Genomic DNA, 13,450 nt, shown 5'->3' on the forward strand with positions numbered 1-13,450 from the left:
ATGAAACCTAATTCAACACATAAATCTCATGTTACGTCTCTTTCGTCTTACCAATATCTTGGTGGTAAAGCCGTTACATCAAAATTATGTTCAGTATTAGACATTGATGAATATCAAGATCTTGCTGATGTATTTAATATTCCACGCGGCACTGTATCAACATGGCACTCTCGAGAAACGACACCATTTGAAATCGCTATTCGTTCTCATCTTTCAACGGGAGTATCTCTGCATTGGTTATTATTAAATGAGGGAGAAGCATTTCCTCATCTCCAAACATCAATAACTGAAGCTAATTCAGACATACTAATACTGCCTCATTACCAATTAAAATCAGGCAAACTTACACCATTACCAGTTTTATCTTTCGACCAAGCCTTACTTAAGCAATCAAGTAATGAATCTCCATTATTAATCGCATTACAGACAGCGACAGCAACGTTGATCATCGACAAAAATGACACGTTACCAATTAGCGGAAATTACCTCATTAGTATCGACCAATTAATGTCGATTAATGATATTCAACGTTTACCCGCTAATCAGCTGGTATTACATTTTGGCAAATCTTCAATAACGATAGCCCAAAATGATATTGATATTGTTGGCAAAGTAATTATCTCAATTGAGCATGTTTAACTATCACCATCTACCATCACCACTGTTTAAAAAACAAAAAAAAGGCGATCCGAAGATCGCCTTATGACGTGTTTAAATCAATTTAATGCTATCTATGCTTTTTGGGCTTCAAGCTCTAGCATTTCTTCTTTCTGCTTTAAAATATCATTAAAGACGCTTCGTGCTTCTTGAGCTAATTCGGAAGCTTCAAGTTTAGCTTCTTTCGCAGCCATTGCTTCTGTGGTTAGACGGTGCAGTTCTTCAGCTAATTCTTGAGGAACCTCACCGGCATCAGCACCACTTGCTAACGCTTGTGCTCGAATTGTTTTCTTAATTTTCCAAATAGCATTTAGTGCATCACGCTCAGCATCAGCAGCTTCAATCGCCACATCTTTTAGTTGTTCAAACTTCGCTAGCGCTATACCTTCTTTTGACCATGGATCAACATCAGGTAGTTCTTCAATATTGATCACTGGATCTTCGTAACCATTTTGATGACTCAAGTCAAGCGATGCGGCTTTTACTGCTGAAATCATTAACATAACGGTAATGAACAACAATGGTAAACCACCAACAATTGCAGCTGTTTGCAGTGTGGCTAGTCCTCCCATAAACATCAATACTGATGGCATGAACGACATTGCAAATGCCCAGAACAAACGGTTCCAACGCATAGGCTCTTCTGTTACATCATTTTGAACAACAGAAGCAAGAATATATGAAATAGAGTCAAACGTTGTTGCTGTAAAAATTAAACATAATAGCGTAAATACAGTAATTACAAGCGTACTAAATGGTAACTGCTCAAGAATAGAGAAGATTGCTTTGGTTGCACCTTCTGCATTCAAAATACCAACCACATCAAGCGCGCCTGATAATTGTAACGATAAACCGTAGTTACCCAGAACCATGAAGAACAGGAAGCATCCCATCGAGCCAAAAAAAATAGAGCCTGTCACCATTTGCTTAATTGTACGGCCGCGTGAAATACGTGCGATAAATAAGCCCATACTTGGTGCAAACACTAACCACCATGCCCAGTAGAAAATAGTCCAATCTTGTGGGAAGTGCGTATCTTCAAAGGTACCGTAGCCACCAAAAGGTTCAGCCCACGTTGCCATAATAAAGAAGTTAGAAAGCATACGACCTAATGAATCTAAGCCCGTTTCTAACATAAAGATCGTCGGTCCAACAGCTAAAATAAAGGCCAATAAACCTAACGCGCCCCAGAAGTTGATATTACTTAATACTTTAATGCCTTTTTCCATACCTGCATAAGCAGAATAACCAAAAATACAAGTACATAAAAGAAGAACAATAATTTGAGTTTCTGTATTTTTAGGTGTACCAAAAAGGTAATGTGCGCCCTCAGTTATCAATGGTGCGGCTAAACCTAATGTTGTAGCACCACCACCTAATAAACCAAAAATGAACAGTACATCAATTACTTTACCTACCCAGCCGTGACTGCGTGCTTCACCAATTACTGGCATTAATGCAGCTGATACTTTCAATACTGGCTGTTTACGAACATAAAAGAAATAAGCAATTGGCACTGCTGGTACAAGGTAAATACACCATGCAATAGGTCCCCAGTGGAAAACACCATAGGTTGCAGCCCAGCGTACAGCTTCTTCGCTACCTGGTGCTAATTGGAATGGTGGACTTTGGTAATAATAAGCCCATTCGATAGCACCCCAGTAAAGAATACTTGCACCGATACCACCACAAAATAACATTGCAGCCCATGATGCCGTCTTAAACTCTGGTTCTTCATCTGCATCGCCCAATTTAATTTGGCCAATATCAGAAAAAACGATGTAAATCATAAAAAAGAAAGCAGCCATACCTAGTGCTAAATATAAAAAGCCTAGTTTGTCTGTCATAAAAGTTTTAGCGACAGCAATCCATTCTGCGCCTTCTTTGGGGAATAAAAGTAGTGGAACAACCACTGAGATCAGCATTGCTATTGCACCAAAAAATGTTGGCTTATCAATTAGCTCGAAATTTTTACGTAATGTACTCAAACGATATCCTTACTGCTATATATCATCCATAAAAAGTTACATACATGATGTTCTTTTAACACTAAAGACACAAATAACATCTGTTATGGTAATGATGAAATTTTTTGATACAAGACTAAAAAAAAAACATTTAAGGAAAAAATCAACTATCTGGTGCATTAACAATCAAAGTTAGCGTTCTACCGTTACAAATAGAAACAAATAAATACATTGGTATCGATCTCGATATAAACTTATATATTGCATATTGATTATTTTTAAGCAAAAAATATCAAACAAGTACCATATTATTAACCAAATATAACTTCAGTTAACGTTTCATCGCTAATATTTATAAGCTTAGAGCTTATAATGTATAACATACACATTCTCTATCATTTGAATATCATTATTATAATTTTAGTTTTTTATCACTGTAAATAGCCGTATTAATAACCTACAAATAATAGTCGTTTGAGTTAGATTCTATTTATCAATAAAATAAAAAATTACTGTAATACGACAATATAAAAAAAATGAGATTTAGTTACAATAATAGTAACTATTTTTAGTGTCTTATTATAAAAGTTAAGTACAATAGGCAAAATTACTTTTATTTAGAATTAATAACATGATTGAAACTCTTTTAAATCTACGCTCTTTGAGAGCTCAAGCGCGTGAAATGTCTATTGAAGATCTGCAAGAAGGCCTACAAAAGTTCACTCAAGTCGTTGAAGAACGCCGTGTGGAAGAAGAAGCAGCTAAAGCAGAAAATAAAGAACAAGAAGCCAAACTGCAGAAATACCGTGATATGCTTGCAGCTGAAGGTATTACACCTGAAGAATTAATTGCATTAATTGGCGACAGCCCAAAAACAAAGAAAAAGCGTGCAGCTCGTCCAGCTAAATACAAATTCGTTGATGAAAATGGCGATGAGAAAACGTGGACAGGTCAAGGCCGCACACCTAAAGCACTACAACAATTGCTTGATAATGGCGATGCTCTAGCTAGCTTTGAAATTTAATACATCATCTACTTATATTAAGTAGATGATATTAAGTAAATGCCAAAAAACGCTCATTGTATTTCATAATGAGCGTTTTTTATATCAATGGTTTTAAACCAATAAAGCAGTACGAGACAATAGCTATAATCTATTAAAAGTTACTTATTTTCTGCCGCTTGCTGCTCTGGTGTATCATTACGTGTTGTAAACAACTTATAGCTCATAATGATAATAACCAGTGCTTTAATGATCATCATCTGTGGGTTACCAAAATAACCGACCATACCAACAAAGCCTGATAGCAACATCAATAATCGATATTTTTTTAACTCGGTCATATATAGTGCAATAACAATCACACCAAGATCAACAAACTGTAATCCTACTGCTAACGTTGGCTCTGCAATAAAAGCATGAACGGCAACATAAACAATATAGGATATACCAGCAATCATTACTGCAGCTAATAGTTGAATAATAATCTTTGCTGTTTGAGTAAAATCTTTAAAATATCGGTATAAATTAATGGCTGTAACCGATAAGTTAAGGATAACTTTTGGCCACCATCCCATCAATATAGACCATATTGTATCATTCGCTGCAGAAGCAAAAGCAGCATAACGAGTAACTTTCATGGTGTTAAATATTGTAATTAATATATAAAACACCACTGATGTCCATCCTAAGATATCTTTTAACAGATCAATCACAGCAACATCTCTCAACATACCATTAACGATTAATGGTGATTATAATAGTTTATGACATTAATATTTAATGTATATCCATATATAAAATGGAATAACACAAATATTATAGTGAATAGTATCATATGACCATATATTATTACATCAAGGTATAATGTTAATTTACTCTTTTATATCGCTTAGCTATCAAGTACTTGCTATATTTCCCTTCATTAGCACTATTAGACTAATTACATTGCTTAGATTCTGGTTCTTACCTCTCAATACATAAAATGCTAAATAATTAGCAGCTTTTTTATGTATCAATATTATTTCCGTTTTTTACTATTATTTATCTAAAAAGTACTCATTACTAAAGTTTGATTGACACATAGTTAACACTGAAGCAACCAACCTTAAGGCCATATTAATTGACTCATCAGATTCATCACAACTACGTAAAAGCGTAATATGATTACTTAAACAACTGTAACCTTTATTAACCAGACAAGCAGCAATGCAGGCGTAGTAATAACTTGTTTTATCTTCAACATCTAATTCTTTTAATGGTGTTAACTGCATTGCATTAGAAACATTACAATTTAAATCAATACTATGCATAGCCATATAGTAAGCATTCGTCGCAGCCATCCTCACAACTGCATGATGAATATCTTGACGCTGATTAGGCGTCACCTCACCAATGAGGTGTTGAATCATGCGTAATACATTCTTGTTCTGACAAGCTAATGCTGCCGCATAAACAATAGATTGCATTCTGTTAGTCGATAATAATGATTGACGAGATATTAATGCATTAAGTAATTCTGAATGTTCACATGTTTCATCGGTAATTGGCATAACAACACTCCTAAAATTATGAATAATAAAGATTGATCGCTATTTATAATTTTATAATATGCTTCTTAGACAAAACTTCAATCTGCAGATATGGAGCATAACTGTGTATTTATGATCGCTATTGTATATCACAAATATAAAATAAGGATGATAGCAATCATCCTTATTATCTATATATCATCATGGTTTATGCTGATACTGAAAACAACATTTCCATATCATAGTTATCGTTAGCTAAAGAACGCTTTAGTCGCATCAGATTTTTTATTTGTAATTGACGAATCCGTTCACGAGTTAACCCTACAGCATCAGCTACTTCTTGTAATGTTTGTGGCTCGTATCCCAATAATCCAAAACGGCGACAAATTATTTCACGATCGCGTTCACTTAATTTAGACAATACTTTTTTAGTAATCATTTGCAAGTCATTGGTTTCTAATTCTTTATCTAGACTGGCGTTTTCATCGGCGACAAAATACGATAACGAATGATTATCGTCGTCATTCGCTGTTTGTTCAAAAGATAAAACATTCAAATTATTTGTCATTAAAAATGAAACTTCACTTACATCGCGCTTCAAGTAATCAGCGATCTCTTCCGGAGATGGCTCATTATTATTTTTAGACATTAAATCGCGATGAGCACGTAAGATAGTGTTAACTTCTTTTGATACATGAACTGGCAATCGAATAGTACGACTTTGATTATGGATTGCACGTTCAATTGTTTGTTTTATCCACCATGATGCATAAGTAGAGAACCGAAAACCTTTCTCAGGATCAAATTTCTCAACGGCCGTAATTAAACCAATATTTCCTTCATCAATTAAATCACTCAATAATAAAGTCGACGCTCGATATTTTTTGGCTAAACTAACAACCAATCTCAAGTTTGACTCAATAAGAACACATTTAGCACTTTCATCACCAAGTAATGACTTACGACTATAAAGGATTTCATCTGATTTAGTTAACAGCGGTTTAAGTGATATCTCATTTAGATAAAGACGAACCACATCGCTTTCAAATGCCACTTCTTGCATATACCATCCCTGAGCAATTAGTTGTTAGTTACTGGTTACATAGTAATTACAATTGCACGTAATTCGCAACAATTAATTGCAATATTTAACCATTAGTTTATTCATGCTCATAATAAAACTTAATCTCAATACAACTTCCTACTTAATCATCAGTTCCCACATTTACTTTATGCGTTTTAAGTATATTATTTAATGAATAATAATATGAATTAGTGAGTAAATATATATGTCATCTCTTTTCACAAAAGCACTTTTAATTACAGTTACTCTTAGTGCATTATTTTCAACAGCAGCTAATGCAACAAATTCTATTGTTGTACAATCATGTGTCACTAATCCCAATTTTGATGAACAAGGCTTATTGACTGCTTACAACAAGCGAAAAAAAAATGCCAAAGATCAAGTTTATAATCTTACCGATCAAGGAAATGTATATAACACAAAAATAAATACACAATGTAATGATCAAAAAAATACTATTGATCAAGGACCAATCAAAAGAGCAGACAAAGCCAAATTAGCAATATGTTATGCCAACGCATGGTCAGCTGCTCGAGATAAATTACTTGGTGAGAACTACACAACCAAGCTCACGACTGATGTTTATAAGGCCAAATAATGAGAAAATTATCTGATTATAAACAACAAATTAAGTCATTAGTATGTCATGAAGAATATTCACTAACACAAGCGATATTATTATTAAGATCACTACTTGAGAATATTGAAAATGATGAAGCAATTACTGATATAGCTATGCATGCTGAATAAAGCCCTCTCGTAATTAGTTATCAAAAGCAGCAATAGTTATATCATTATTAACATACGACTCAATTTCTTTATAAAGAAGTTGAGTCGCTGGATTTTGCATTTTTTCATAATTACTTACTAAATAATAACCAGGCACTTTTTCCTGTATAACAGTCATATTAATAGCCTCTATCAGTACGCCTTGGTCTAAATATGACTCAACAAAAAGACGATTAACAAAAGCAATACCAATACCTTGTATTGCCGCCTCAATAGTATGCATAGAGTTTTGAAAATATATTTTACTCTGATTAGAATAGGGTTTTATATTATTATTAGCTAAAACCAAATCCCACTGAATTAATCTATTTGTTGTTTCAATCAACGTACAGCTTGCTAACCTTTCATCTGCAAGATCATCTAACGGTTTATTAATATAATTTGGTGCGCAAACTGCAATCATTTGTTCTTGAAATAATAACCGATGATACTTTTCTTTTGGCACATCAATACAGTAACGTATTGATAAATCAATATTTTCTTTATTCAAATCTAATGTTTCAATAGTATCAATAAAAACAATAGCAATGGAATTATCAGTTAAATAACTATAATTAAGCCGTGGTAATAACCACTTATTTAATAATGTTGGTGGAATAGATACAATTAATTTTTGCGTTTTTGTTACAAATCCAATATCTGTTGTAGCTTGATCTAAATCCTTTAAAATAAGTGAAATACGATTAAAATAACGTATACCAGCGTTGGTTAATTTTATTCCTCGATGCTGACGAATAAATAGCTTTTGCCCAATAAATTCTTCAAGTGTCTGAATTTGGTGGCTCACCGCTCCCGGTGTTACAAATAACTCCTCAGCTGCTAATTTAAAGCTTTGTAGCCTAGCTGAGGCTTCAAAATAAATAATACCTTTTAATGGAGGCAATGATCTCACGTTTTATCCTTTAGAGTATTTTTTCTCAACTATTGATGTATTTTTATTGATTTGAGCTATTGTAAGTAATGCTACATTATAACCATTAAAGGTTTTACACTAATATTTAATAATTATAAGTTGTTAAATAACGAAAATTTTAGCTCTATTACAGGTGAAATGATGAAATTTAAAACAATTGCTGTAGCACTGCTTTTTGCATTACCCTCTTTCATGTCACAAGCAGCAATGACATTAACGAGTCAGAATGTTACCAATGATCAAACACTGAATAATCAACAGCTATTTAACCAATGGGGCTGTACAGGTAAAAATGAATCTCCGCAGTTAAGCTGGACAGATGTGCCTGCAGGAACAAAAAGTTTTGCTGTTACTATGTATGATCCTGATGCACCAACAGGTAGTGGTTGGTGGCATTGGAGCGTGATTAACATTCCAGCTGATGTGCACTCTTTAGCTGAAGGTGCTGGTGCCGTTGGTGGTAAAGATCTACCTAAAGGCGCTAGCATGGTTACTAATGACTTTGGCTTTAAAGGTTTTGGTGGCGCGTGCCCACCACCAAACGCAAAACCACATAATTATCAAATCACTGTTTATGCATTAAATACAGCGAATATTAAATTACCTGAAAATGCATCACCAGCACTAGCAGGATATAACATTCTTGCTCACGTTATCGGTAAAGCACGCCTTGTTGCACCAACTAACGCACGATAAAAACGATTAAACACTAAATACCACTCTTTAGAGTGGTATTTTTTTGCCTGTTCTCTACATAACTATATGACTTTACTTCGTATATGGTTCTTTTCTCTATTTTATTTCTGTCAGCTATACCGCAAGTGTGCAAAATATTATTCTGTCTGTTTTCATAGTAGCAAAATTGCTTCACCACACATACGGTATATTGTACTATAAATAATAATAGATGCCGTTTATCCATCTGAATTCGAAGACAATATCATCGCTAATCCAACAGCTACAAGCCGTCTACTACTGTCTTCACCGCTTCAAAAAAGATGTCATTAGCATAATTTGTTCTTATGACGATCGTTTAATGAAGTTAACTGAGTCATAGAGTAAGTAAATGTTTACTCACACTATCATCACGTTAATAAAAAATGCCCATGATATTGATTAAATTATTTTGCTTATAGAGAGATGTTTAGTTTAGTCGTTGATTAAACATCTCCTCGTCATGAATAATTTAATATCAACAAGAAAATATAATCATTATGCTAAATTGAAAATAAGCTAGAAATGTAAAGCGAGGAAAGAATGAATAATGAGAAATAAAAGACTTAAAAATATAAAAGGCGCAAATAACATAGTTATTTACGCCAATATTAACTTTATAGATTAACTATAAAATTATAGAGCTACAACGTTTGCAGCTTGAAGACCTTTTTGGCCTTGCTCTACTTCAAAAGACACTTTCTGGCCTTCAGCAAGAGTTTTGAAGCCTTCAGAAGCGATAGCACGGAAGTGAACGAATACGTCAGCACCGCCGTTGTCTTGAGTAATGAAACCAAAACCTTTCTCTTCGTTAAACCACTTTACTAGACCAGTTGATTTGTTAGACATTTTGTGTCCCTTATATAAATTCTTTAAAATTATCGCAAAGTGCGATGCACTGAAGCTTGAATAATTTAATATGATGATGATAAAGCGAAGGGAAACACTAGTGTACACAACAATAACGAAGATGTTTCTAAGGGTTTTTCTTTTACTTAATTCTCAATCAATTACTCTAGCTACAGAGTAAATTAATTGTCACATAAAACGCATTACCTGTAAAGTTTTTTATTCAAACAATCGCTTCATATGAAAATATAATTACAATTAAACATAATTTAATATTATCTCATAAAAATAATACCAAATTATTATGAATTACTTGCCGCCACAGGTATAACATTTATGTTCTGCTGTATATTGCTCACCATCCCCTTCTTCATCCCAAATCTTAATTGCATCTTTTTCCCACTCTTTAGCAAGACTATCAAGTTGATCGCCAAATTTCAGGTATTTATCCACACCTTCATATTGAGGAGCCGCCCCAACATCTTGAATATGCTTACGGAATTCCTCTGTAGTATAGATAATCAGACAAAGTTGCATTAAATTATCATTGAAGGGCTCATATATCTATTTCGGCGTCGACACCAAATTAAAATTAGCATCAGGTTCGATTAGTATGTATTGATATGTATAGAATTTAATAACAGAGGAGAAAATTAAAGAGGAGCAATAAAAAAACCCCGTCATATAAGACGAGGCTTCAAAGGTGGCGGAGAGATAGGGATTTGAACCCTAGATACGCTATAAACGTATGCCGGTTTTCAAGACCGGTGCTTTCAACCACTCAGCCATCTCTCCATGGCAGCTATAGTAACCACCACAACTTAGTCTGTAAAGGCAAAATATAATCCAACCTTACCGACAGGTATATTTTTAACCAAAAAGAAAAAATAACAACAATAACGCATAGTTAGCAACCAACCTGGTGCTAGTAAAACAACCAATATACGAACATCAGCACATGGTTTTTAGGCGGTACTCAGTATTCTACCTTTTTTTATTGCTGACTCATGATACTAATCAGTATTAATGAGAATTCACCGCCGCTGCTGGAGCTTTTTTCTTAAACCTATACAAGGCTAATAAAGGCAACAACGCAACATAAGAAAACATTAAAAAACCAAATGTATATACAAAGGCCAGTAATGTCGATTGTTGATGTAATAACGCACTGACTTGAGCAATAAAGTTAGGATCAGTAACCGTTGTATGATGCTGCATTGCCTGTTGTTGTAATATTGGATTAGTGGCGCTTATATCAGCTCCTAATGCATGCCATTCACGCTGTTGAGTTCGGCTAAAGTAGGTATTTACAATTGAGATACCAAATGAACTACCAATGGTTCGACATAGGTTATACATCACCGCTCCACCAACAGCATATTTGGCTTCTAGGGTTCGATATGCCATTTGACTCAATGGTGCAAACACTAACCCCATCCCCATGCCTTGAATGATTGATGGGATGAGTACCCAATATAAATTGATTTCCATTGAGTACTGCATCATCAGGTAAGTACCAAAAATACTAAACCCAAGTCCAACCGCCACCAGCATTCTTGGATCTAAACGATCCATATATTGTGCCATCACCAACAATACAATCGCAGAAGTTAATCCACGCGGCGCCATTACAAATCCTGTCATTTCGACGGGGTAATGTAATAATTGCTCTAACATCATCGGTTGTAACTGAGTAATACCAAACAGTCCCATCGAAAAGCCAGCCATGATCAAACATGACACCGCAAGGTTACGGTCTTTTAATAGCCACATTGGAGCAACATCGCCTTTGGTTCGCCATGAACGTACAATAAAGAACACCCAAGAAATGGCACTTATAATCAATGAAAATAGAATAAAATTAGACTCAAACCATCCTTCTTCATTACCTCTATCAAGTACCATTTGTAATAAACCGATACCTACCGTCATACCGATAACTAATGGCCAGTCTAATTTAGACTCACCTTTGCCATCAATTTTAACGAACATATAAACCAATGTTAGACATAAGGCACCAACAGGCACATTGACGTAAAAAATCCAACGCCAATCCATATTTTCAGTGATAATACCGCCTACCGTAGGACCTAAAATAGGGCCAAGTAGAATACCAACACTGAACAACGCCATTGCTTTACCACGCTCGCTAGCAGGGTAAATTTGCACCATGGTTGATTGTGCAAGTGGAATAACTGACGCACCAAATGCACCTTGCATGATACGGAAAGTTACCATTTCAGCCAGACTATCAGCTTGACCACACAAAGCAGAAGTGACAATAAAGCCAACCACAGATACTAACAATAATCTCCGCACACCAAACTTAAGCGCAAAATAACTCGCAAGTGGTATACAAATAGCTTCAGCCATAGAGTAAGAAGTAAGTACCCATGTCACCTGCTCAGATGTAACCCCTAATGCACCCATCATATGCGGTAGTGCAACGTTGGCAATCGTCATATCCAGCAATACCATGATTGCTGATAACATAACGGCTAAGGTAATCCATGTACGATTAGCTGGTGTGACTGACTGACTCATTAGTTGGTCTCTGATTGGGTATCAATAGTGACGTCAGCACTCGCACCAACACGCAATAATGGCTTATTTTTCAAATCTGTAAATTTGACACGCACAGGAAAACGTTGAGGAACTTTAACCCAGTTACCAGTGGCATTTTCAGGTGGCAATAATGAAAAAGATGAACCACTCGCAGGAGACAGTGCCTCAACCTGACCTTGATAGGTCACATCTGGGTACATATCTAACACCACTGTCGCTGTCATGCCTACTTTCAATAAGCCGATATCTTTCTCTTTATAGTTAGCTTGCAGCCATGCTGTGTTATCTTCAATTAATGGCATCATCGCCAAACCAGGAGAAACAACACTACCAGGACGCACACTCACTTTACCTAGCTTACCGTCATACGGCGCATAAATATTAGTGTACGATAAGTTTAACGTTGCTTGGCTTAATGCCGCTGCTGCTTGTTTTACTTGTGGTGCTTCATCGCCTTTAGCACCTTGTTGATTAATCAGTTGTGACATTTTTGCACGTGCGGCTTCAAGGTTTGTTTGAGCGCTGGCTAACTTCGCTTTTACATCATCACCTTGTTGTAACGGCAACAATTTTCGGTTCACTAAATCCATAACACGGTGATACGTTTTTTGAACGTCAACAAGGTTAGCATCAGCTGCTCGTACATTTGCGCTCGCCGCTAAAATTGCATCATCGGTAGCTTTATTTTGTTGAGTCGCAACTTCATAAGCAGCTTTCGCTTGCTCTAACTGGATTTCATAAGGCGCAGGATCAATCTTAACTAACAAATCCCCCTCAGCTACATGTTGATAGTTTTCAACATTAACACTGAGTACCTTGCCACTTATTTGTGGTGCAACGTAAAGAATATTGGCGTGGATATACGCATCATCAGTACTTGGATATAGTTTTTGATGACGAGTATAAAAATATCCAGCGGTACCTAAAACCGCAGCAATAACAATAAAAATAAAAATATTACGAAATTTATTTGATTTAGTTGCTGGATTAGGTTGTTCAATTGGAGTCGTATCTGTCGTTGCCATGAATTTATCCTATTTAGCTAACACTTAGCTAAATTTGAGTCTAGATGATAGAAATTATTAAGCCAAAAAAAGTTCGTCTAGTCATAACTAATACATATTAATAACCATGCAACTGTATTGTTATAAACATAACCACAATAATTAACGTATTGAAATAATAGGCTTGTGAGCAGAGGCTTTCAAGTCAGTGCCAATGTGGCGGAGGGTATAATTGGGTCAAGTAAAGCGTCATTTTAAAGCATTGACCTAATGAATTAGAGTAAATACATTAATTTGGCTCTTTTCCCTTCCTAAATAGCTAAAATACATGAAAGTTTAATAGTTTTATTATTACCATTTAATTATAAAAACTTAA

The 13,450-nt window shown here is 35.1% G+C and carries 14 protein-coding genes and 1 tRNA gene; 5 read left to right on the forward strand and 10 right to left on the reverse strand.

Going from position 1 to position 13,450, the window contains the following annotated elements; translation table 11 throughout:
- Nucleotides 1-639 (forward strand): helix-turn-helix domain-containing protein, encoded by a 639-nt coding sequence (locus tag BTN98_RS11455; RefSeq protein WP_060996719.1) that lies wholly within the window; start codon nucleotides 1-3, stop codon nucleotides 637-639.
- A 92-nt stretch (nucleotides 640-731) separates the two neighbouring features.
- Here BTN98_RS11455 and BTN98_RS11460 read toward each other — a convergent pair whose 3' ends face one another.
- Nucleotides 732-2,645 carry a BCCT family transporter gene (locus tag BTN98_RS11460; RefSeq protein WP_082732090.1) on the reverse strand — a complete coding sequence of 638 codons (1,914 nt, stop codon included), beginning with the start codon at nucleotides 2,643-2,645 and terminating at the stop codon, nucleotides 732-734.
- 601 nt (nucleotides 2,646-3,246) lie between these two features.
- Here BTN98_RS11460 and BTN98_RS11465 point away from each other — a divergent pair.
- Nucleotides 3,247-3,648, forward strand: coding sequence for an H-NS family histone-like protein (locus BTN98_RS11465; protein ID WP_036791321.1), 402 nt, complete (start codon nucleotides 3,247-3,249; stop codon nucleotides 3,646-3,648).
- A gap of 140 nt (nucleotides 3,649-3,788) precedes the next feature.
- Here the strand turns inward: BTN98_RS11465 and BTN98_RS11470 are convergent, their stop codons facing one another.
- The 3 genes from BTN98_RS11470 to rpoS all read right to left on the reverse strand — a co-directional run bounded on the left by BTN98_RS11470 (nucleotide 3,789) and on the right by rpoS (nucleotide 6,219).
- Nucleotides 3,789-4,340 (reverse strand): hypothetical protein, encoded by a 552-nt coding sequence (locus BTN98_RS11470; RefSeq protein WP_174545311.1) that lies wholly within the window; start codon nucleotides 4,338-4,340, stop codon nucleotides 3,789-3,791.
- A gap of 324 nt (nucleotides 4,341-4,664) precedes the next feature.
- A complete protein-coding gene (locus tag BTN98_RS11475; protein WP_060996721.1) occupies nucleotides 4,665-5,177 on the reverse strand; it encodes a hypothetical protein in 513 nt (170 codons plus the stop codon).
- A gap of 187 nt (nucleotides 5,178-5,364) precedes the next feature.
- On the reverse strand, nucleotides 5,365-6,219 hold the full coding sequence (rpoS, locus tag BTN98_RS11480) for an RNA polymerase sigma factor RpoS (RefSeq protein ID WP_060996722.1): 855 nt from the start codon (nucleotides 6,217-6,219) through the stop codon (nucleotides 5,365-5,367).
- Nucleotides 6,220-6,445: 226 nt separating this feature from the next.
- Here rpoS and BTN98_RS11485 point away from each other — a divergent pair, with 226 nt between their 5' ends.
- The gene (locus BTN98_RS11485; RefSeq protein ID WP_105030011.1) at nucleotides 6,446-6,838 is read left to right on the forward strand and encodes a hypothetical protein; all 393 of its coding nucleotides are present in this window, start codon (nucleotides 6,446-6,448) and stop codon (nucleotides 6,836-6,838) included.
- Entirely contained in the window at nucleotides 6,838-6,990 is a 153-nt protein-coding gene (locus tag BTN98_RS20320; RefSeq protein WP_156451824.1) for a hypothetical protein, read from the forward strand. The genes BTN98_RS11485 and BTN98_RS20320 overlap by 1 nt, the downstream gene beginning before the upstream one ends.
- Before the next feature lie 13 nt (nucleotides 6,991-7,003).
- Here BTN98_RS20320 and BTN98_RS11490 read toward each other — a convergent pair whose 3' ends face one another.
- On the reverse strand, nucleotides 7,004-7,921 hold the full coding sequence (locus BTN98_RS11490) for a LysR family transcriptional regulator (protein WP_060996724.1): 918 nt from the start codon (nucleotides 7,919-7,921) through the stop codon (nucleotides 7,004-7,006).
- A 162-nt stretch (nucleotides 7,922-8,083) separates the two neighbouring features.
- Between BTN98_RS11490 and BTN98_RS11495 the strand changes: the two genes are divergently transcribed.
- Nucleotides 8,084-8,638, forward strand: coding sequence for a YbhB/YbcL family Raf kinase inhibitor-like protein (locus BTN98_RS11495; RefSeq protein ID WP_174545310.1), 555 nt, complete (start codon nucleotides 8,084-8,086; stop codon nucleotides 8,636-8,638).
- 654 nt (nucleotides 8,639-9,292) lie between these two features.
- Here BTN98_RS11495 and cspE read toward each other — a convergent pair.
- From cspE to BTN98_RS11520, 5 genes are all read right to left on the reverse strand, one after another.
- Nucleotides 9,293-9,505 carry a transcription antiterminator/RNA stability regulator CspE gene (gene cspE, locus BTN98_RS11500; protein WP_036791338.1) on the reverse strand — a complete coding sequence of 71 codons (213 nt, stop codon included), beginning with the start codon at nucleotides 9,503-9,505 and terminating at the stop codon, nucleotides 9,293-9,295.
- Nucleotides 9,506-9,814: 309 nt separating this feature from the next.
- Nucleotides 9,815-10,042: a hypothetical protein gene (locus tag BTN98_RS11505; RefSeq protein WP_060996725.1), complete on the reverse strand. Its 228-nt coding sequence runs from the start codon at nucleotides 10,040-10,042 to the stop codon at nucleotides 9,815-9,817.
- A gap of 167 nt (nucleotides 10,043-10,209) precedes the next feature.
- Nucleotides 10,210-10,300: transfer RNA gene (locus BTN98_RS11510), tRNA-Ser, on the reverse strand.
- A 228-nt stretch (nucleotides 10,301-10,528) separates the two neighbouring features.
- On the reverse strand, nucleotides 10,529-12,049 hold the full coding sequence (locus tag BTN98_RS11515) for a DHA2 family efflux MFS transporter permease subunit (protein WP_060996726.1): 1,521 nt from the start codon (nucleotides 12,047-12,049) through the stop codon (nucleotides 10,529-10,531).
- Entirely contained in the window at nucleotides 12,049-13,095 is a 1,047-nt protein-coding gene (locus BTN98_RS11520; RefSeq protein WP_060996727.1) for an HlyD family secretion protein, read from the reverse strand. The genes BTN98_RS11515 and BTN98_RS11520 overlap by 1 nt, the downstream gene beginning before the upstream one ends.
- Between the last annotated feature and the right edge of the window lie 355 nt (nucleotides 13,096-13,450).

Origin of the sequence: Photobacterium aquimaris, assembly GCF_002954455.1 — a bacterium.
In the GTDB taxonomy this organism is placed as follows: Bacteria; Pseudomonadota; Gammaproteobacteria; order Enterobacterales; family Vibrionaceae; genus Photobacterium; species Photobacterium aquimaris.